The sequence below is a fragment of the Streptomyces fagopyri genome, assembly GCF_009498275.1.
In the GTDB taxonomy this organism is placed as follows: Bacteria; Actinomycetota; Actinomycetes; order Streptomycetales; family Streptomycetaceae; genus Streptomyces; species Streptomyces fagopyri.
This window is the reverse complement of sequence record NZ_CP045643.1, coordinates 3,965,657-3,985,703: the sequence shown is the minus strand read 5'-3', so window position 1 is coordinate 3,985,703 and position 20,047 is coordinate 3,965,657. Positions and strand designations below refer to the sequence as shown.

Here is a 20,047-nt window from a genome sequence, read left to right as displayed (position 1 = left end):
CGAAAGAATCTTCGAGGAATTCCGGGGACCGTGTCGAAACCGCCGCCGCCCGATCGACGCAGGGGTGAGAGGCGAGGAGAAGCCCCGCCCTCCGCACCGAAGGAGCCACGATGCCCCGCTACCTGTCCCTGGTCCGTATCGACGAGAACAACGCCCCCGCCGAGGGCCCGAGCCCCGAGCTGATGCAGCGGATGGGCGAGCTGATCGAGGAGATCACCAAGGCGGGGGTCATGCTCGACACCGCCGGACTGACGCCGTCCGCGCAGGGCAGGCGGGTGCACTGGGAGGGCGGACAGCTGTCCGTCACCGACGGGCCCTTCACCGAGTCCAAGGAGGTCGTCGGCGGCTACGCGCTCATGCAGTGCAAGGACATGGCCGAGGCGATCGAGTGGACCAAGCGGTTCCTGAAGACGCACGAGGAGCACTGGACGGTGACCTGCGAGGTGCGGGAGATCGCCGAGGGCTGAGCGGCGGCTTGGCCCGGCCGGTCCGCTGGTGTCTGATGGTGGGCTGTGGAACACCAGCCCGCCGTCACCCCGTCCGGCGCCGACGGGATCGTGGAGACGATCTTCCGGATCGAGTCGCCCCGGATCATCGCCGGCGTCACCCGAGTCGTCCGGGACGTCGGCATCGCCGAGGAACTGGCCCAGGACGCCCTGGTCGCGGCGCTGGAGCAGTGGCCGCGTGACGGGGTCCCGGACAACCCCGGCGCCTGGCTCATGGCCACGGCCAAGCACCGCGCGATCGACCTCGTACGCCGCCGCGAGCGATACGCGCGCAAACTGGAGGAGATCGGGCGCGATCTGGAGACGACCGTCCCCTTCGAGGAACCCTCCGACCCCGACGACATCGACGACGACCTGCTCCGGCTCGTGTTCACCGCCTGCCATCCCGTGCTGTCGGCGGAGGCCCGCATCGCCCTCACGCTGCGCCTGCTCGGCGGACTGACCACGCCGGAGATCGCCCGCGCCTTCCTCGCGCCGGAGCCGACGATCGCCCAGCGCATCGTGCGCGCCAAACGGACGCTGGCGACGAAGGGGGTCCCCTTCGAGGTCCCCTACGGCCCGGACCGCGAGGCCAGGCTCGGCTCGGTCCTGGAGGTCATCTACCTCGTCTTCAACGAGGGGTACGCGGCCACGGCGGGCGACGACCTGCTGCGCCCCGCGCTGTGCGAGGAAGCGCTCCGGCTGGGCCGCGTCCTCGCCGAGCTGATGCCCAAGGAGCCCGAGGTGCACGGGCTCGTCGCGCTGCTGGAGCTCCAGGAGTCCCGCGCGGCCGCCCGCACCGGCCCCTCGGGCGTGCCGGTCCTCCTCCGGGACCAGAACCGCCGCCGCTGGAACCGCCTGCTGATCCGCCGCGGTTTCGCCGCCCTGGCCCGCGCCAACGCCGTCAGCACCGGCGCCCCGGGCCCGTACGCCCTCCAGGCGGCCATCGCCGCCAGCCACGCCCAGGCGTACACGTACGAGGACACGGACTGGCGGCAGATCGCCACCCTGTACGGGCTCCTCGCGGCACGCTCCCCGTCGCCCGTCGTCGAACTCAACCGCGCCGTCGCCGTGTCGATGACGGACGGTCCGGGCCCCGCCCTGGCCATCGTGGACACGCTCGCGGCCGAACCCGCCCTGCGCGACTACCACCTGCTGCCCAGCGTCCGCGGGGACCTGCTGGCCCGGCTCGGGCGTACGCGGGAGGCGCGGGCGGAGTTCGAACGGGCCGCGGACCTGGCCCGCAACGAACGCGAGCGGGACCTGCTCCGGGCGCGCGCGGAAGAGTGCCGTTAGACGCCCGCGGTGCCGTCAGGCGTGTGTGGTGCCGTCGGACGCGTGCGGTGCCGTCAGGCGGGGTGCCGCGGGGCCGGGTGGCCGATCAGCATCGTGGGCGCTCCCGCGACCCTGGTCAGAAAGACGGTGGCCGCGTGCGGACCCTGTGGTTTGACCTTCCTGCGCAGTTCCTCCGGCTCGACCGCCGAGCCGCGCTTCTTCACCGTCAGCACCCCGACCTCCCGCTCCCTCAGCAGTGCCCGCAGCTTCTTCACGTTGAAGGGAAGCCGGTCGGTGATCTCGTACGCGGTGGCGTACGGGGTCGGGCGCAGCGAGTCCGCCGTGATGTACGCGATGGTCTCGTCGAGGAGCCCGCCGTCGAGTTCCGCGGCCGCCTCGGCGACCAGATGGGCGCGGATCACGGCGCCGTCGGGCTCGTAGAGATAGCGCCCCACCGGCCGCACCGGGGGATCGGGCAGACCGCGGCCGCGCAGGACGCGCGGGCCGGGCAGCAGGGTGGCCCGCACCAGACCCGGCTCCGTGCCGAACCACAGCACGGCCTCCTTCACGTCCCCGCCGTCCGAGATCCACTCGGCCTCCGCCTCGGCGGGGACCGTCTCGTGCGGGATGCCCGGAGCGATCTTCAGCGCGGCGACGGCCGCTTTCCGGGCGGCCCCGACCGCCCAGGAGAGCGGCGGTGAGTACGCCTCGGGGTCGAAGATCCTTCCGCCCGCCCTGCCGCCCCGCCGTGCCGGGTCCACGAAGACGGCGTCGTACGGGGCCGTGTCGATCTCCGTGACATCGGCCTCGCGCACCTCGATCAGACCGGAGAGTCCGAGCGCGTCGGCGTTCGCGCGGGCGGCGGCCGCCGTCAGGGGGTCCCGGTCGACGGCGAGGACGCGTATCCCGGCGCGGGCCAGCGCGATCGCGTCGCCGCCGATGCCGGAACAGAGGTCGGCGACCGAGCGCACACCGAGGGCACGCAGACGCTCCGCTCGGTGTGCGGCGACCGTCGTGCGGGTGGACTGCTCGACCCCGTTCGGAGTGAAGAACATCCGCTCCGCGTCCTCGGTGCCGAACTTCGCCGCCGCCCGCCGGCGCAGCCGCGCCTGCCCGAGCGCCGCCGAGACCAGCTCGGCCGGATGGGTGCGGCGCAACCGGGTGGCGACGGCCAGTTCCTGGGCCGGTTCGGTGCCGCGCACCTCGTCGAGCAGCGCGTGGCCCTCGGGGGTGAGCAGGGAGGCGAAGGAGACGTCGTTCACCGGCCCATTGTCGGTCAGTGTGGGCCAGTCGGTGGACGGTGCGCGTCCGGTCGCGGTGTCGGGGCCGCGCACGGGCCGTGGCCTGGGAGTATCCGACACCATGCGATCAGTACGACAAGCCGATAAAAATGACGCGAAGGGGACGGTTGCCCTGAGCGGGATCACCGCCCTCACCGTCATCGGACTCGTGTCCGGCCGTGCCGGCGGCGGGTCCGCGGAGGTGAGGCCCGCGCCCGGCCGGCAGCAGGGGCCGCACGCGCCCGCGGCCGGCCCCCTCGGCTCGTACGCCACCAGGCTCCTCATCCGCCTGCGGGGCACGAAGGACCGGCGGGCCGCCATGCCGGACATGATCCGCCGGTTCCTGGACGAGGTCACGGGCGAGGGCTACGCGGTCGCGCGGCTGGGGGACCACCTGTGAGAGGTGGTTCGCCCGCCGCGGGCACCCGGACGCGCGCGTGGGCGGGCGCCGCGCTGGCCGCGGTGCTCGCCACCGTCCTGCTGGCCGGCTGCGCGCAGTCCGTCGACCCGATCGAGCGCCTGGGCAAGAAGGCCGCGCAGGAGGTGCGCAGGACCCGCCCGCACGGCCCGGCGGCGGCGACGTACCGGCGCTGGGGGCTGTCCGCCCCGCTCGCGCCGGCACCGCGCCCGCCCGCCCGCAGCGGCGTCCGCCGCGACCGGACGGGACTGGTCCCGGTCGTCGGCCGTGTGCCCACCCACGACAAGGTGGTCTTCCTGACGTACGACGACGGCGCCGAGCGCGATCCGCGCTTCGTCGACATGGTCCGCGAACTCAGGCTGCCCGTCAGCATGTTCCTCACGGACAGTGTCGTCGGGCCCGGCTACGGGCACTTCGCGCGGCTGCGGGAGGTCGGCGCCAGCGTGCAGAACCACACCCTCGACCACGCCTCGCTGCGCGGACTGCCGTACGCGGGCCAGCGGGCCGAGATCTGCGGCCAGCAGGAGAAGCTCAAGGCCCGCTTCGGCATCCGCCCCCGGCTCTTCCGGCCCCCCTACGGCACCTACGACACCACCACCCTGCGCGCCGCCGCCGACTGCGGGGTCACGGCCGTCGTCCTGGGCAGGGAGGCCGACTCCCACCGGCTGCGCCCCGGCGACATCCTGTCCGGCTTCGAGGAGCCGAACCTCACCGCGGCGACCACCAGACTCCTGCGCCGCATCCAGGCGGAGGGCTTCACCCCGGCGCGCCTGGAGAACTACCTCTGACCCACGCCCCGACGCCCCGGCCCGGACCACCGCCTCCGGCCCGTCCGGCGCTCGGGGACGAGGCCGTTCGGGCCGGAACGGGGTCCGCGGGCGGAGCTTCCTGCGGCGCGCCGACACCGGCGAACGCCGACCCGAACCCCACGCCACGCCGACGGCCTTTGGCACTCCGCTTGACCGAGTGCTAATCGCGGTCATAGTGTCAGGCCTGGCACTCCCCACTGGAGAGTGCCAATAGCGACGGGCAGGTCCGGCACCCGCGACGACGGATCGACCTGGTCGCCACCTCAGACAGTTAACCCCGTGAGATCTCCGAAGGGGGAGGTCGGATCGTGACGACCACCAGCTCCAAGGTTGCCATCAAGCCGCTCGAGGACCGTGTCGTGGTCCAGCCGCTGGACGCCGAACAGACCACGGCCTCTGGCCTGGTCATCCCGGACACCGCGAAGGAGAAGCCCCAGGAGGGCGTCGTCCTCGCCGTGGGCCCGGGCCGCTTCGAGAACGGCGAGCGCCTGCCGCTCGACGTCAGCACCGGCGACATCGTGCTGTACAGCAAGTACGGCGGCACCGAGGTGAAGTACAACGGCGAGGAGTACCTCGTCCTCTCGGCCCGCGACGTGCTCGCGATCATCGAGAAGTAATTCACCACAGTTCTGCAGTGAACTGCGCCCCTGGCCCCCGCGACCTTATGAAGCCGGGCGCTGGGGGCGCGGTTCGTTTTCACCCACGTTTTCCGAGAGGGCTGAACCGCTCCCATGGCGAAGATCCTGAAGTTCGACGAGGACGCCCGTCGCGCCCTTGAGCGCGGCGTCAACAAGCTTGCCGACACCGTCAAGGTGACGATCGGCCCCAAGGGCCGCAACGTCGTCATCGACAAGAAGTTCGGCGCCCCCACCATCACCAACGACGGCGTCACCATCGCCCGCGAGGTCGAGCTCGACGACCCGTACGAGAACCTCGGCGCCCAGCTGGTGAAGGAGGTGGCGACCAAGACCAACGACATCGCGGGTGACGGTACGACCACCGCCACCGTGCTGGCCCAGGCGCTCGTCCGCGAGGGCCTGAAGAACGTCGCCGCGGGTGCTTCCCCGGCGCTGCTCAAGAAGGGCATCGACGCCGCGGTCAAGGCCGTGTGCGAGGAGCTCCTCGCGACCGCCCGACCGATCGACGAGAAGTCCGACATCGCCGCCGTCGCCGCCCTGTCCGCGCAGGACAGCCAGGTCGGCGAGCTCATCGCCGAGGCGATGGACAAGGTCGGCAAGGACGGTGTCATCACCGTCGAGGAGTCCAACACCTTCGGTCTGGAGCTGGACTTCACCGAGGGCATGGCCTTCGACAAGGGCTACCTGTCGCCGTACTTCGTGACGGACCAGGAGCGCATGGAGGCCGTCCTCGAGGACCCGTACATCCTCATCCACCAGGGCAAGATCTCCTCCATCCAGGACCTGCTGCCGCTGCTGGAGAAGGTCATCCAGGCCAACGCCTCCAAGCCGCTGCTGATCATCGCCGAGGACGTCGACGGCGAGGCGCTGTCGACCCTGGTCGTCAACAAGATCCGCGGCACGTTCAACGCCGTCGCCGTGAAGGCCCCCGGCTTCGGTGACCGCCGCAAGGCCATGCTGGGCGACCTCGCCACCCTCACCGGCGGTCAGGTCATCGCCGAGGAGGTCGGCCTCAAGCTCGACCAGGTCGGTCTGGACGTGCTGGGCACCGCCCGCCGCGTGACGGTCACCAAGGACGACACCACCGTCGTCGACGGTGGCGGCGACCACGACGCCGTCGTGGGCCGCGTCAACCAGATCAAGGCCGAGATCGAGAACACGGACTCCGACTGGGACCGCGAGAAGCTCCAGGAGCGCCTCGCGAAGCTGGCCGGCGGCGTGTGCGTGATCAAGGTCGGCGCCGCCACCGAGGTGGAGCTCAAGGAGAAGAAGCACCGTCTGGAGGACGCCATCTCCGCGACCCGCGCCGCGGTCGAGGAGGGCATCGTCTCCGGTGGTGGCTCCGCGCTCGTCCACGCCGTGAAGGTCCTCGAGGGCAACCTCGGCAAGACCGGCGACGAGGCCACGGGTGTCGCGGTCGTCCGCCGCGCCGCCGTCGAGCCGCTGCGCTGGATCGCCGAGAACGCCGGCCTGGAGGGCTACGTCATCACCTCCAAGGTCGCCGAGCTCGACAAGGGCCAGGGCTTCAACGCCGCGACCGGCGAGTACGGCGACCTGGTCAAGTCCGGTGTCATCGACCCGGTCAAGGTCACCCGCTCCGCTCTGGAGAACGCCGCCTCCATCGCCTCCCTGCTCCTCACGACCGAGACCCTGGTCGTCGAGAAGCCGGCCGAGGAAGAGGCCGACGCGGGCCACGGCCACGGCCACGGGCACTCCCACTGAGACACGTCGTGGGACGTCCGCACCGGTAGACGTCCGCATCGACAGGCAGTACTGAGGCCCAGCTCCCCCCGGGGACGCTGGGCCTCAGTACTGCGGGCGCCGCGGCGGGCCCGTACCGCTGCCCCCGCCCCGCCGCCGTGCCGCTCCAGTGCCCTGCCGCCGTGCCGTTCTGCCGTTCTGCCGTTCTGCCGTCGTGCGGTTCTGCCGCTCGGCCGGCTCTGTCGCCGCGTGCCGTTCTACTGCGGCCCGTACTTGCGCCCCGTCTTCGACGTGATCCCGCCCAGCAGCCCGCGCGGCGCCACCTTCACCACACCCATGAGCGCCTTGTACCGCGGGTCGGGGATCGACAGCGTCTTGCCGCGGGCCAGGTCCGCGAGTGCCGCCGCGACCAGCTTGTCCGCGTCGAGCCACATCCAGTTCGGGATGTTGTCCGTGCCCATCCCGGCGCGCTGGTGGAACTCGGTGCGCACGAAGCCCGGGGCCAGCGCCATCAGCCGTACGCCGCTGCCCGCCAGGTCCTTCGCCGCGCCCTGCGTGAACTGCACGACCCACGCCTTGGACGCCCCGTACGTACCCCGCGGGACGAACGCGGCCACCGACGCCACATTGACGACCCCGCCCCGGCCGCGCTCGCGCATGGCCGCGGTCGCGGCCGACGTCAGCCGCAGCACCGCCTCGCAGTGCACCTTGAGCATGGTCAGCTCGTCGGCCATCGACACTTCCAGATAGCGGCCCTTGTTGCCGAACCCGGCGTTGTTGATCAGCAGGTCGACCGGGTTCCTGCGGTCGCTCAGGCGCCTGGCCACCGTCTCGATGCCGTCGTCCGTCGCCAGGTCCGCCGTCAGCACCTCCGCCTCGATGCCGTGCCGGTCGTGCAGTTCCGTCGCCTGTTCGGCCAGCCGCTCGGTGTCGCGCGCCACCAGCACGAGGTTGTGGCCGTCAGCCGCGAGGCGGCGCGCGAAGGCGGCGCCGATGCCCGCGGTCGATCCCGTAATCAGAGCCGTTGTCATGGCCCAAGGCTAGTGACCTGACCAGGTGCGCCGCGCCCCCCGCCGTCAGGTCCCCGGTGCCGTTACACGCGTCCCGCGCCCGCGGTGCCGACGTTGTCGCCGGCCGCGCCCCCCGCGTGCTGTGCCGACAACTGTCCGCCCTGTCGCGCCACGTACTTCTCGGCCGCCGCCGACGCCTCCGGATGCAGCGCCGGGCCCGCGGCCAACAGCCTTGGCAACAGCTCGCGTTCGGTCGTCATGGCGCGGAACTCGACCGCGACCGTCACCTCGTGCTCAGGCCGGTGCACGACCTCGATCGGGTCGCCCGCGCGGATCTCGCCCGGCTCGATCACCCGCAGATACGCGCCGGGCGCGGCCTTGCGGGTGAAACGCTTCACCCAGCCCCGCTCCCCGAGGTGCTCCTGGAACGTACGGCAGGGGATGCGTCCGGAGGTGACCTCCAGGACCAGCTCGGAACCGACGCGCCAGCGCTCACCGATCCGCGCGCCGGACACGTCGAGCCCCCGCGTCGTGAGGTTCTCGCCGAAGGCGCCGTTCACCAGCGGCCGGCCGAGCTCGCGCTCCCAGTCGTCGAGATCCTCGCGGGCGACCGCGTAGACCGCCTGGTCGTCCCCGCCGTGGTGGCGCAGGTCGCACACGGTGTCCCCGGCCAGACCGCTCGCACCGACCCCCTTGGGGCCGGGCGCCGTCACCCGCACCGGCCCGGCCACCGGCCGCTTGTCGATACCGGTCACCCCCACGGCCGGGTCCGTGTGAGGGACGGCGAGCGGACGGCCCACGTTCAGAGACAGAAGCTGCATGACAGCACGCTAAGGGCTGTCCGGTGATCCCCGGCGTGCGCGCGACGACCGTCACAGCACCTCGCCGCGTCGTCGGATCGACCGGACACGCCGCGTACGAGGGGAAGCCTCCGCCTCGCGGCGCACCCCGCCCGGCACCGCGCCGCCGGTCCACCGGGGATCAGGGGACGGCCCCGGGGCGATGCGGGCCAAAGCACCGACGCGATATTCGCCACCGTACCCAAGTAGCGCTTATGCTCGAACGGTGATCGAGGCTCGTCATCTCCGTGTACTGCGCGCCGTCGCCGCCACCGGTTCCTTCTCCGCGGCGGGACGCGAACTGGGCTGCACCCAGCCGGCCGTCAGTCAGCAGATGAAGGCGCTCGAATCGTCCGTCGGCACGCCGCTGCTGATCCGCACGGGCCGTGAGATGCGCCTGACCCAGGCGGGCGAGGCGCTGGCCCGGCACGCCGCCGGCATCATCGCGGGGCTGACCGCCGCCGAGGAGGAGGTCGCCGCGATCGCGGGCCTGCGCGCGGGCCGGGTCCGGCTCGTCTCCTTCCCCAGCGGCAGTTCGACCCTCGTCCCCACGGCCCTGGCCGCCCTGCGCGCCGCGCATCCCGGCACCCGGGTCTCCCTGGAGGAGGCCGAGCCGCCCGAGTCCGTCGACAAGCTGCGCGACGGCGACTGCGACATCGCGCTCGCGTTCCGCTACGAGGGGGCGGCGGGCGTCGAGGAGTGGGACGACCTGGTCGTACGGCCGCTGCTGCGCGACCGGCTGGTCGGGCTGGTCCCGGAGGGGCACCGGCTCGCCCGCGCGGGGTCGGTCACGATAGGCGAACTCGCCGGGGAGCCGTGGATCGCGGGCTGCCCGCGGTGCCGGGGTCAACTCGTGGAGGTCTGCCGCCGCGAGGGCTTCGTGCCCCGCATCGACTTCGCCACCGACGACTATCCCGCGGTGGTCGGGCTGGTCGGCGCGGGTCTCGGCGTCGCGGTGCTGCCGGAGCTCGCGATCGAGTCCGTACGCCCCAAGGGCGCCTGCGCCGTGACCGTGGAGCCGGCGGTACGGCGGGAGATCGTCGCGCTGACGCTGCCGGACCTCGCCCAGGTACCGGCGGTGGCGGCGACGCTGGACCAGTTGGCCCGGGCCGCGGCCCGCTGACGGCGGCGGAGGGCCACAGGCGGCCGCGCACACGTCAGGGACGCGCGTGCGCGCGCCCGTTCGAGGGCATGCCAACGCGCGCCCGAGTCAGAGGCACGCCTGTGCGCCCGGCTGCGGACTCATCAATGCAGAAACGTTCCTTCAAGTGTTCGAAGCGGAGCCGCTCCCGGTGGCCGACGCCGTCACCAGGCGATTCCGTGCCCGTCCCATGAGTTCTTCGCGCTCGTCCTCGGTCAGGCCGCCCCACACCCCGTACGGCTCGCGCACCGCCAGCGCGTGAGCGGCGCACTGAGCGCGTACCGGGCATCGCATACAGACCTCTTTGGCCGAGTTCTCGCGAGCGCTCCGTGCCGCACCGCGCTCGCCCTCCGGATGGAAGAAGAGCGAGCTGTCGACCCCACGGCATGCCGCGAGGAGCTGCCAGTCCCAGAGATCCGCGTTCGGACCGGGAAGGCGGGAGAAATCTGCCATTGCGTGTCCCCTTGTTGCCGTTCTGGGATGCTCTGTGCCCACCGACCGTACATCTACGATCTAAGGAGATGAAAATATGACTCATTGCGAATCTAGCCGCAGACACCAGTAAATGGGAAGAAAACAGGCTGAATGGGGCATAGGTTGTGTTGAAAGATTGAGGGTCCGTTGCGCATGTCTGCACCGTGTCCGTGCCCTCACGTAGAGTGCCGAAGATGACCGGCTGCCCCGTAACTCTTTCGAGTGACCATCGTTGAGAGTGACGAGGCGGTTGAAGGAACAAGCGCTCGGGCAGACGGCAGTTTCCGTCGGCGAGTGTCGACCGCACAGGTGACGATTCGTACCAGCCTGGAGGCTCAAGGTGACGCGCATCAGCTGCGGAGGGCGGCCATGACATCCGTCCTCGTCTGCGACGACTCCCCGCTTGCCCGAGAGGCGCTCCGCCGTGCGGTGGCGACCGTGCCCGGCGTCGAGCGCGTGACGACTGCGGCCAACGGAGAAGAGGTGCTCCGCCGATGGGGCGCCGACCGTTCGGACCTGATTCTGATGGACGTACGCATGCCCGGTCTGGGCGGCGTCGAGACCGTTCGGCGGCTGCTGTCCGCCGACCCCGGTGCGCGCATCATCATGCTCACCGTGGCCGAGGACCTGGACGGTGTGGCGCTCGCCGTCGCCGCCGGGGCCCGCGGCTATCTGCACAAGGACGCCTCCCGGGCGGAGCTGCGCGCGACCGTGACCCAGGCGCTCGCCGACCCGACCTGGCGGCTCGCCCCGCGCAGACTGCGCTCGGCCGAGATGGGTGCCGCGCCCACGCTCACCGCGCGTGAGATCCAGGTGCTCGAAGGCATGAGTCACGGCCGCTCCAACGCGGAGATCGGCCGCGAGCTGTTCCTCTCCGAGGACACCGTGAAGACGCACGCCCGGCGGCTCTTCAAGAAGCTCGGCGCCTCGGACCGCGCGCACGCCGTGGCGCTCGGTTTCCGGTGGGGTCTGGTCCGCTAGGTGAGCCGTCCCGGGGGTACGACGCACCCCGCCTGCCGTGTGGCGGGCGGGGCCGACAAGGGGGCGCGCCGGGTGCCCGCTGCTCGTTTCGCCGCCGATGCCGCATCCTTGAGGTGTGGAGTTCCTCGGGGACGAGTCGGTCGAGCGGAAGGGGAGGGCGCAGGAGATGAGTTCCGGCGCACCTGCTCATAACGCTTCGGTGCACAACTACGGACGCGGTGCCACGGACAGAACGACGCCAAGGCACCATGGACCGATGCGTGACGACGAGACGACGGTGATCGGTGCGCTCGTCCATCGCGCGGTCGACGGCGACGAGCAGGCCACACACGACCTGCTCGCTCATGTTCATCCTCTGGCATTGCGCTACTGCCGCACGCGTCTGTCCCGGCTGCCGGGCGACGCGCGGCACTTCGTGGAGGACCTGGCGCAGGAGGTCTGCGTCGCGGTGCTCCTCGCCCTGCCGCGTTACAAGGACACCGGGCGGCCCTTCGAAGCCTTCGTCTTCGCCATCGCCGCGCACAAGGTCGCTGACCTGCAGCGCGCCGCGATGCGTCATCCCGGGTCGACGGCGGTTCCCTCGGACGAGATGCCCGAGCGCCCCGACGACTCCCTCGGTCCCGAGGAGCGCGCGCTGCTCAGCAGCGACGCCGAATGGGCCAAGAAACTGATGGCCAACCTCCCCGAGAACCAGCGCGAGCTGCTTCTGCTGCGTATCGCGGTGGGCCTCACGGCCGAGGAGACGGGCCAGATGCTGGGGATGTCCCCGGGAGCGGTCCGGGTGGCTCAGCACCGGGCGCTGAGCCGGCTGCGGGCGCTGGCGGAGCAGTAGACACGGTCGCCGGAGGGTGCGCCGTGTGCCGGCGCGCGCGAGGGCGGCCGAAGGCGCGGAGGTGCGGGCCGGAGCGCGGCTGCGAACGGGCGCTCCGTGACGTTCCGCCGCGTCGGGGCTCCGTCACGTCGATGTCGCGCCGAGCCGAGCCCGGTGTCGCGCCGGTGCGGTGTCGCGTCGCGCGCGGTGTCACGCCGTGTGGTGCCCGGTGTTCAGCTGTGCCGCTGCCGCTGCCGCTGTGCCGTTCGGCCGGTGCCGGTTTCTTGCCGCAAAGGTGAGAACGGACACGGTGGGGTCCGCAATCGTCGGGAGAAACCCCGTCCGGGAGCCCCGCGGCACCGCGGCGCCGGGGAGCCGGACCCCGGGGACCAGGCTGCCGGACCGGCGGATGAACGGTCCCGGCCCGCCACCCGTACGAACCTACGAAGCCCGAGGGCGATCCGAACCGTGGAATGGGAGACCCTTGCTTCCCGTTAGCATGGACATCCGCACCGATCAAGGCCATTTGGGGAAGGTGTCATGACTGCCAACGTCGACGGAGTGCCCGCCAAATTCGCGACACTCGGGCTGACCTACGACGACGTGCTGCTGCTGCCGGGCGCGTCGGACATGGCGCCCGACGAGATCGACACCGCCTCGCACATCTCGAAGAACGTGCGGGTCAACATCCCGCTGCTCTCCGCGGCCATGGACAAGGTGACCGAGTCCCGCATGGCCATCGCGATGGCCCGCCAGGGCGGTGTCGGCGTGCTGCACCGCAACCTGTCCATCGAGGACCAGGCCAACCAGGTCGACCTGGTGAAGCGCTCCGAGTCCGGCATGGTGACCGACCCGATCACGGTCCACCCGGACGCGACGCTCGGCGAGGCCGACGCGATCTGCGCCAAGTTCCGCATCTCCGGCGTGCCGGTGACCGACGGCGGCGGCAAGCTCCTCGGCATCGTCACCAACCGCGACATGGCCTTCGAGACCGACCGTTCGCGCCAGGTGCGCGAGGTCATGACGCCGATGCCGCTGGTCACCGGCAAGGTCGGCATCTCCGGCTCCGACGCCATGGAGCTGCTGCGCCGCCACAAGATCGAGAAGCTTCCGCTGGTCGACGACGCGGGTGTTCTCAAGGGCCTCATCACGGTCAAGGACTTCGTGAAGGCCGAGAAGTACCCGAACGCCGCGAAGGACGCCGAGGGGCGCCTGCTGGTCGGCGCGGCCGTCGGTGTGGCCGGGGACGCTTTCGAGCGCGCCCAGGCCCTCATCGAGGCGGGCGTCGACTTCATCGTCGTCGACACCGCGCACGGCCACTCCCGCCTGGTCGGCGACATGGTCGCCAAGATCAAGTCGAACTCCGCGGGCGTCGACGTCATCGGCGGCAACATCGCCACCCGTGACGGCGCGCAGGCCCTCATCGACGCGGGCGTCGACGGCATCAAGGTCGGTGTCGGCCCCGGCTCCATCTGCACGACCCGCGTGGTCGCCGGCATCGGCGTACCGCAGGTCACCGCCATCTACGAAGCCTCCCTCGCCGCCAAGGCGGCCGGTGTGCCGGTCATCGGCGACGGCGGCCTGCAGTACTCCGGCGACATCGCCAAGGCCCTGGTCGCCGGCGCCGACACGGTGATGCTGGGTTCGCTCCTGGCGGGCTGCGAGGAGTCCCCGGGCGAGCTGCTCTTCATCAACGGCAAGCAGTTCAAGTCGTACCGCGGCATGGGCTCCCTGGGTGCCATGCAGTCCCGTGGTGAGCAGCGTTCCTTCTCCAAGGACCGCTACTTCCAGGAGGGCGTCGCCTCCGACGAGAAGCTGGTGCCCGAGGGCATCGAGGGCCAGGTGCCCTACCGCGGTCCGCTGTCCGCGGTCGTGCACCAGCTGGTCGGCGGTCTGCGCCAGTCGATGTTCTACGTCGGCGGACGTACGGTTCCCGAGCTCCAGGACAACGGCCGGTTCGTCCGGATCACCTCGGCGGGCCTCAAGGAGAGCCACCCGCACGACATCCAGATGACGGTCGAGGCACCGAACTACAGCCGCAACAAGTAGCGGTCACCAAGCAGCCGTACAGAGCTCCACGCGTGCGTGAAGCCCGAACAAGGGCGGTCCCGGAGGTTCCGGGACCGCTCTCGTCGTAGGCGTCGGGGATACTGGAAGGCGCAGAACCGAAGAGGGAAAGGCCACACACGTGACTGAGATCGAGATCGGGCGCGGCAAGCGCGGCCGGCGGGCGTACGCCTTCGACGACATCGCCGTCGTCCCGAGCCGCCGTACGCGGGACCCGAAGGAGGTCTCGATCGCCTGGCAGATCGACGCCTACCGCTTCGAGCTGCCGTTCCTGGCCGCCCCGATGGACTCGGTCGTCTCCCCGGCCACCGCGATCCGTATCGGCGAGCTGGGCGGCCTGGGCGTCCTCAACCTCGAAGGCCTGTGGACGAGGTACGAGGACCCGCAGCCGCTGCTCGACGAGATCGCCGCGCTGGACGCGGAGACCGCGACCCGTCGTCTGCAGGAGATCTACGCGGCTCCCATCAAGGAGGAGCTGATCGGGCAGCGCATCAAGGAGGTGCGCGACTCGGGAGTCGTCACCGCCGCCGCGCTGTCCCCGCAGCGCACGGCGCAGTTCTCCAAGGCCGTCGTCGACGCGGGTGTGGACATCTTCGTCATCCGCGGTACGACCGTGTCGGCGGAGCACGTCTCGGGCGCCGCCGAGCCGCTGAACCTCAAGCAGTTCATCTACGAGCTGGATGTCCCCGTCATCGTCGGCGGCTGCGCCACGTACACCGCGGCCCTGCACCTGATGCGCACCGGCGCGGCGGGTGTCCTGGTGGGCTTCGGCGGCGGCGCGGCGCACACCACGCGCAACGTGCTGGGCATCCAGGTCCCGATGGCCACCGCCGTCGCCGACGTGGCCGCGGCCCGCCGCGACTACATGGACGAGTCCGGCGGCCGGTACGTGCACGTGATCGCCGACGGCGGCGTCGGCTGGTCCGGCGACCTCCCCAAGGCCATCGCGTGCGGCGCCGACTCGGTGATGATGGGCTCCCCGCTCGCCCGTGCCACGGACGCGCCCGGCAAGGGCCACCACTGGGGCATGGAGGCGGTCAACGAGGAGCTGCCGCGCGGCAAGAAGGTCGACCTCGGCACCGTCGGCACCATCGAGGAGATCCTCACCGGCCCGTCGCACATCCCGGACGGCTCCATGAACATCTTCGGTGCCCTGCGCCGTGCCATGGCCACCACCGGCTACAGCGAGCTCAAGGAGTTCCAGCGCGTCGAGGTGACGGTCGCGGACTCGCAGCACAAGCGGTAGCCGGGCGGGCCCGCCGGGCCCGCACCGGTCTGTACGGGTGAAGGGGCCGTCCACCAGCTGGTGGACGGCCCCTTCACCCGTACAGACCGGTGCGTCAGCCGGCTGACGGCAGCTCGGCGACGCCCACGGGGACCAGACCGTGCCGGCGGGACCGGTGACGGCTCGGGACGCCCAGAAACCGGAGGCGGTGACCCAGTCGCCCGGGGGTGTGAGGCCGTCGGCCGCGGCGGCGCGCGGGCCGTGGCCGAGTCGCTGGGAGGCCCGCGCCGCCGTGGTGGCGCCCCGGGCGCCGAAGGCCGTCCAGGCCCTCCCCGCGCGGCGCGGACGGCAGGCCCGGCGGCATCGGGAAGAGGCGGACGGGCAGTGTCAGAGTCCGGCCTTGCGGGCGGACTGGAACGCCACGTACGCCGCGACCGCGAAGAAGACGAAGGTCAGCGGGTCCGCGTCGGCCTTCCAGGAGTCCTGGACGAAGCCGAGGTGGTCGAAGAAGACCTCGTTGAAGCCGACGCCGACCTGTTTGGCGATGATCATGGCCTCGCCGATCAGCTGGCCGAGATAGATCGCGGCGACGGAGAAGATCACTCCGGCGACCGGCAGGCTCTGGCTGCGGCCGCCGGCGCGGCCCGCGGCGATGCCGACGAGGAAGCCGACACCGACGGCGGCATAGCCGATCTCGTGCTTGGTCAGGCCGATGACGATGCCGTACAGGACGGCGGAGACCAGGCCGGCACCGAGGGCGGCGGCGAGACCGAGCGCGAAGTTGCCGCGCGCCGGGGCGGCCGGGGCGAAGGGTGCGACAGGGAAGCCCGGCTGGGGCGCGCCCTGCGGGGCGGCCGGGGCATCTTGCTGCGGGACGCCCTGCTGCGGGACGGGCGGCCGGTCGGCGGGCTCGCCCGCGTACGGGTTGCCGGCCGGTGGGACGGGCGGCGGTGTCGGCTGACTCATGTGGTTCCCCCCGGGGACGTGAGCGCACACCTGAGAGCGCCCGGGACGCGGGCGTACGTGTGTGCGAGAGCTGACGCACATTAACAGGGGGCACTGACATCTCGTCGGGGATTTCGGCCGGGTCAGAGTCGGTGCGCCGCCCCCGTGGGAGTCGCACCGCGCGTGTCCAGGAGGAGCTGGGCCTTCACGGACAGGCCCTGGAGGTCGTACGTCCGGTGCTGCTGGAGCAGGATCGTGAGGTCGGCGTCGGCGGCGGCCTCGTAGAGCGAGTCGGCGCGGGGGACGGGGTGGCCGAGGACGCTCCAGGCGGGGACGAGCGGGTCGTGGTAACTGACGGACGCGCCGAGTTCCATCAGGCGCAGGGCGATCTCGTGGGCGGGCGTGCCCTGTTGGTCCGCGAGATCGGCCTTGTAGGTGACCCCGAGCAGGAGCACGCGTGCGGCACGGGCCGATTTGCCGTGCTCGTTGAGGAGGGCGGCGGCGCGCTGGATGACGTACTGCGGCATGTGGCTGTTGACCTGCTGGGCCAGTTCGACCATGCGCAGGGAGCGGGGCGCGCGGCCGGTCAGGTCCTGGGGGATGCCGTGCCCGCCGACGCCGGGGCCCGGCCGGAACGCCTGGAAGCCGAACGGCTTGGTCTCGGCGCAGCGGATGACGTCCCACAGGTCGACGCCCAGGTCGTGGCAGAGCACGGCCATCTCGTTGACCAGGGCGATGTTCACGTGCCGGTAGTTGGTCTCCAGAAGCTGCACGGTCTCCGCCTCGCGTGGTCCCCGCGCGCGGACGACCTTGTCCGTGAGGCGGCCGTAGAAGGCGGCGGCCGACTCGGTGCAGGCCGGAGTGAGGCCGCCGATGATCTTGGGGGTGTTCGCCGGGCCGAAGTCACGGTTGCCGGGGTCGACCCGGCTGGGCGAGTACGCGAGGTGGAAGTCGCGTCCCGCGCGCAGCCCCGAGCCGTCTTCGAGGAGGGGGAGCAGGAAGTCGTCCGTGGTCCCGGGGTGCACCGGCGACTCCAGGATCACCGTGGTGTGCGGCCGCAGGTGCGCGGCCAGGGTGCGGGCGGCGGAGGCCACCTGGGCCAGGTCGTGCGCGCCGTCGGGTCCCGGTGGGGTCGGGGCGCAGATGACGGCGGTGCGGACACGGCCGAGTTCGGCCGCGTCGGTGGTCGGCCGGAAGCCCCCCGAGAGCATCCGGCGCAGTTCGGCGGGGGTGAGTGAGCCGCCTTCCGGCCCGGTCTTGTAGCCGAGTGTGGAGACGCCGGCGGCGACGGCGGCCTGGGCCAGGGGCAGGCCGAGATGACCGAGTCCGATGACGGCGAGATCTGCGGGCATGGCGTGGGCCGTCCTTCCCAGTAACCGAAGCGGGACAGGTGCGCAAGTCCTGTGGACAGGATGGACGAGCGCAATGTCAGACTAGGAGTAAATATGACCGATTTGTGGGATTGGTCGGGCGAGTTTCCGCGAGTGTTGTCCACAGGCTGGGGGTGCGTGGTGGCCGAAGAAGGGCAAGACGGTCAGACTTTGGGCAGGGGGCATGTGAGCAGGGCGTCGCCGGACAGGTGCGGCCAGCGCGACAGACAGCGGGAGGCAGCGGTGAGGACAGCGAGACTGGGGCCGGCGGAGCGTGTCGAGTCCCTGGCGGGAATGGCCGAGCGCGAGCTGGACGTGCTGGTCGTGGGCGCGGGCGTGGTCGGTGCGGGCACCGCGCTCGACGCCGTGACACGCGGGCTGTCCACGGGGCTGGTCGAGGCCCGTGACTGGGCGTCGGGCACGTCGAGCAGGTCCAGCAAGCTGATCCACGGCGGTCTGCGCTACCTGGAGATGCTCGACTTCGCCCTGGTGCGCGAAGCCCTGAAGGAGCGCGGGCTCCTGCTGGAGCGGCTCGCACCGCACCTGGTGAAGCCCGTGCCCTTCCTCTACCCCCTCCAGCACAAGGGCTGGGAGCGGCTGTACGCGGGATCGGGCGTCGCCCTCTACGACGCCATGTCGATGACGAGCGGCCACGGACGCGGACTGCCCACCCACCGCCATCTGAGCCGCGGCAAGGCGCTGCGTGTCGCCCCCGCGTTGAAGAAGGACGCGCTGGTGGGCGCGCTGCAGTACTACGACGCGCAGATGGACGACGCCCGCTATGTGGCGACCCTGGTGCGCACGGCGGCGGCGTACGGGGCGAAGGTCGCCAACCGCGCCCGCGTGACCGGCTTCCTGCGCGAGGGCGAGCGCGTGGTCGGCGCCCGGGTGCGGGACGTCGAGGGCGGCGGGGAGTACGAGATCCACGCCAAGCAGGTCGTCAACGCCACGGGAGTGTGGACCGACGACACCCAGGCCATGGTCGGCGAGAGGGGCCAGTTCCACGTACGGGCCTCCAAGGGCATCCACCTGGTCGTCCCCAAGGACCGGATCCACTCCTCGACCGGCCTGATCCTGCGCACCGAGAAGTCCGTCCTCTTCGTCATCCCCTGGGGGCGGCACTGGATCATCGGCACCACGGACACCGACTGGGACCTCGACAAGGCCCACCCGGCGGCGTCCAGCGCGGACATCGACTATCTGCTGGAGCACGTGAACTCGGTGCTCTCGGTACCGCTGACCCGCGACGACGTCCAGGGGGTGTACGCGGGACTGCGGCCGCTGCTCGCCGGTGAGTCGGACGCCACCAGCAAGCTGTCGCGCGAGCACACCGTGGCCCATCCGGTGCCGGGACTCGTGGTCGTCGCGGGCGGCAAGTACACGACCTACCGGGTGATGGCGAAGGACGCGGTCGACGAGGCGGTGCACGGACTCGACCAGCGCGTCGCCGAGTGCGTCACCGAGGACACCCCGCTGCTGGGCGCCGAGGGGTACCGGGCGCTGTGGAACGCGCGGGCGCGCATCGCGCAGCGCACCGGGCTCCATGTGGTGCGCGTGGAACACCTGTTGAACCGCTACGGCGTGCTCGCCGAGGAGGTCATGGACCTCATCGCCACCGACCCGGCGCTGGGTGAGCCGCTGCCGGCGGCGGAGGACTATCTCAAGGCCGAGATCGTCTACGCGGCCTCGCACGAGGGCGCCCGGCACCTGGACGACGTGCTGACCCGGCGGACCCGCATCTCGATAGAGACCTTCGACCGCGGTACGCGCAGCGCCCGCGAGGCCGCCGAGTTGATGGCGCCGGTCCTCGGCTGGGACAAGGACCAGATCGAGCGCGAGGTGGAGCACTACGAGAAGCGGGTCGAGGCCGAGCGGGAGTCCCAGCGCCAGCCGGACGACCTGACGGCCGACGCGGCGCGGCTCGGGGCCCCGGACATCGTGCCCCTCTGACCTGCGGTTCCCGGCACATCACTCGAACGGGTGTAGTGATCCGGGATCTCTGCCCGGGTCCGCTCCGTTCCACCAGGTGCGGGGGCAGAACTCGGTTCGGGGCGGGGCGGGTTCGAGACCGGGTCGGAAGATGGGCGTCGAGGGAGCCGGACGGTGACAGCCGCTGCCCGGCGGCCAGTTGAAGCACCACGGTCGCGATGGACGCCCTGGTGACGCGGTCCGCGCGGAAGCGGTCGGTACGGGCGATTGCCCGGCCGGCGGCCGCGGAGCGCGAGCCGGTGCCGTTGGAGGGGAGCAGGGCGGCGGCCGGTGACGAGACGGGCGAGGGCGGCACCGGTGGTCGGGGAGACGGAGGTTGACGAGTCGGCGGGTGCGACGGAGCGGAGGGGGCGGGAGGTGACCGGCGTCGAAGACCCGGGGGTCCGCGAGGCGTTCGGCTTCGCGGGGCGGGTGACGGCGAGTCCGTCGTCGAGGGCGGCGGACATGTTCCCGGCACCCCCGGACGGGGCGTTTTCGGAGGCCGGGAGTCCGCCGAAGGCGGGGAGAGGGAAGACCGGGAGAGGGGCGGATTCAGGCCGGACAGGCCGACCGAGGCCAGTACCACGAGCGTCAGGGACAGTGGTATGAC

General features: G+C 71.6%; 18 protein-coding genes. 12 read left to right on the top strand and 6 right to left on the bottom strand.

Going from position 1 to position 20,047, the window contains the following annotated elements; translation table 11 throughout:
* The first annotated feature begins 110 nt into the window (after positions 1-110).
* Entirely contained in the window at positions 111-467 is a 357-nt protein-coding gene (locus GFH48_RS16945; protein WP_153289086.1) for a YciI family protein, read from the top strand.
* A 45-nt stretch (positions 468-512) separates the two neighbouring features.
* On the top strand, positions 513-1,781 hold the full coding sequence (locus tag GFH48_RS16940; RefSeq protein ID WP_153289085.1) for an RNA polymerase sigma factor: 1,269 nt from the start codon (positions 513-515) through the stop codon (positions 1,779-1,781).
* Positions 1,782-1,834: 53 nt separating this feature from the next.
* Here the strand turns inward: GFH48_RS16940 and GFH48_RS16935 are convergent, their stop codons facing one another.
* Positions 1,835-3,022, bottom strand: a complete 1,188-nt coding sequence (locus tag GFH48_RS16935) for a class I SAM-dependent methyltransferase (protein ID WP_228120639.1) — start codon at positions 3,020-3,022, stop codon at positions 1,835-1,837.
* 100 nt (positions 3,023-3,122) lie between these two features.
* On the opposite strand from GFH48_RS16935, the gene GFH48_RS16930 reads away from it, so the two are divergent.
* The 4 genes from GFH48_RS16930 to groL all read left to right on the top strand — a co-directional run bounded on the left by GFH48_RS16930 (position 3,123) and on the right by groL (position 6,627).
* Positions 3,123-3,440 carry a hypothetical protein gene (locus tag GFH48_RS16930; RefSeq protein ID WP_153289083.1) on the top strand — a complete coding sequence of 106 codons (318 nt, stop codon included), beginning with the start codon at positions 3,123-3,125 and terminating at the stop codon, positions 3,438-3,440.
* Complete coding sequence (locus GFH48_RS16925; RefSeq protein ID WP_407698643.1) at positions 3,437-4,246, top strand: polysaccharide deacetylase family protein; 810 nt, start codon at positions 3,437-3,439, stop codon at positions 4,244-4,246. Before GFH48_RS16930 ends, GFH48_RS16925 begins: the two co-directional genes overlap by 4 nt.
* A 329-nt stretch (positions 4,247-4,575) precedes the next feature.
* Positions 4,576-4,884, top strand: coding sequence for a co-chaperone GroES (groES, locus tag GFH48_RS16920; RefSeq protein WP_060901476.1), 309 nt, complete (start codon positions 4,576-4,578; stop codon positions 4,882-4,884).
* 114 nt (positions 4,885-4,998) lie between these two features.
* Complete coding sequence (groL, locus tag GFH48_RS16915) at positions 4,999-6,627, top strand: chaperonin GroEL (RefSeq protein ID WP_153289082.1); 1,629 nt, start codon at positions 4,999-5,001, stop codon at positions 6,625-6,627.
* A 236-nt stretch (positions 6,628-6,863) separates the two neighbouring features.
* On the opposite strand, the gene GFH48_RS16910 is transcribed toward groL, so the two are convergent.
* Entirely contained in the window at positions 6,864-7,637 is a 774-nt protein-coding gene (locus GFH48_RS16910; RefSeq protein WP_153289081.1) for an SDR family NAD(P)-dependent oxidoreductase, read from the bottom strand.
* A gap of 62 nt (positions 7,638-7,699) precedes the next feature.
* Positions 7,700-8,437 carry an MOSC domain-containing protein gene (locus tag GFH48_RS16905; protein ID WP_153289080.1) on the bottom strand — a complete coding sequence of 246 codons (738 nt, stop codon included), beginning with the start codon at positions 8,435-8,437 and terminating at the stop codon, positions 7,700-7,702.
* Positions 8,438-8,681: 244 nt separating this feature from the next.
* On the opposite strand from GFH48_RS16905, the gene GFH48_RS16900 reads away from it, so the two are divergent.
* Entirely contained in the window at positions 8,682-9,578 is an 897-nt protein-coding gene (locus GFH48_RS16900) for a LysR family transcriptional regulator (protein ID WP_153289079.1), read from the top strand.
* Between the two features lie 141 nt (positions 9,579-9,719).
* On the opposite strand, the gene GFH48_RS16895 is transcribed toward GFH48_RS16900, so the two are convergent.
* The gene (locus GFH48_RS16895; protein WP_153289078.1) at positions 9,720-10,049 is read right to left on the bottom strand and encodes a WhiB family transcriptional regulator; all 330 of its coding nucleotides are present in this window, start codon (positions 10,047-10,049) and stop codon (positions 9,720-9,722) included.
* A gap of 390 nt (positions 10,050-10,439) precedes the next feature.
* On the opposite strand from GFH48_RS16895, the gene GFH48_RS16890 reads away from it, so the two are divergent.
* The 4 genes from GFH48_RS16890 to GFH48_RS16875 all read left to right on the top strand — a co-directional run bounded on the left by GFH48_RS16890 (position 10,440) and on the right by GFH48_RS16875 (position 15,175).
* Positions 10,440-11,051 (top strand): response regulator transcription factor, encoded by a 612-nt coding sequence (locus GFH48_RS16890; protein WP_003948568.1) that lies wholly within the window; start codon positions 10,440-10,442, stop codon positions 11,049-11,051.
* Between the two features lie 256 nt (positions 11,052-11,307).
* Entirely contained in the window at positions 11,308-11,883 is a 576-nt protein-coding gene (locus GFH48_RS16885; protein WP_148010063.1) for a sigma-70 family RNA polymerase sigma factor, read from the top strand.
* A gap of 519 nt (positions 11,884-12,402) precedes the next feature.
* Positions 12,403-13,911, top strand: a complete 1,509-nt coding sequence (gene guaB / locus GFH48_RS16880) for an IMP dehydrogenase (protein WP_153289077.1) — start codon at positions 12,403-12,405, stop codon at positions 13,909-13,911.
* A 139-nt stretch (positions 13,912-14,050) separates the two neighbouring features.
* Positions 14,051-15,175 (top strand): GuaB3 family IMP dehydrogenase-related protein, encoded by a 1,125-nt coding sequence (locus tag GFH48_RS16875; protein WP_153289076.1) that lies wholly within the window; start codon positions 14,051-14,053, stop codon positions 15,173-15,175.
* A gap of 366 nt (positions 15,176-15,541) precedes the next feature.
* On the opposite strand, the gene GFH48_RS16870 is transcribed toward GFH48_RS16875, so the two are convergent.
* Both GFH48_RS16870 and GFH48_RS16865 read right to left on the bottom strand, forming a co-directional pair.
* Positions 15,542-16,120, bottom strand: a complete 579-nt coding sequence (locus GFH48_RS16870; RefSeq protein WP_153289075.1) for a hypothetical protein — start codon at positions 16,118-16,120, stop codon at positions 15,542-15,544.
* A gap of 122 nt (positions 16,121-16,242) precedes the next feature.
* Entirely contained in the window at positions 16,243-17,451 is a 1,209-nt protein-coding gene (locus GFH48_RS16865; RefSeq protein ID WP_153289074.1) for a nucleotide sugar dehydrogenase, read from the bottom strand.
* 261 nt (positions 17,452-17,712) lie between these two features.
* Between GFH48_RS16865 and GFH48_RS16860 the strand changes: the two genes are divergently transcribed.
* A complete protein-coding gene (locus GFH48_RS16860) occupies positions 17,713-19,419 on the top strand; it encodes a glycerol-3-phosphate dehydrogenase/oxidase (protein ID WP_153289073.1) in 1,707 nt (568 codons plus the stop codon).
* The last annotated feature ends 628 nt before the right edge of the window (positions 19,420-20,047 follow it).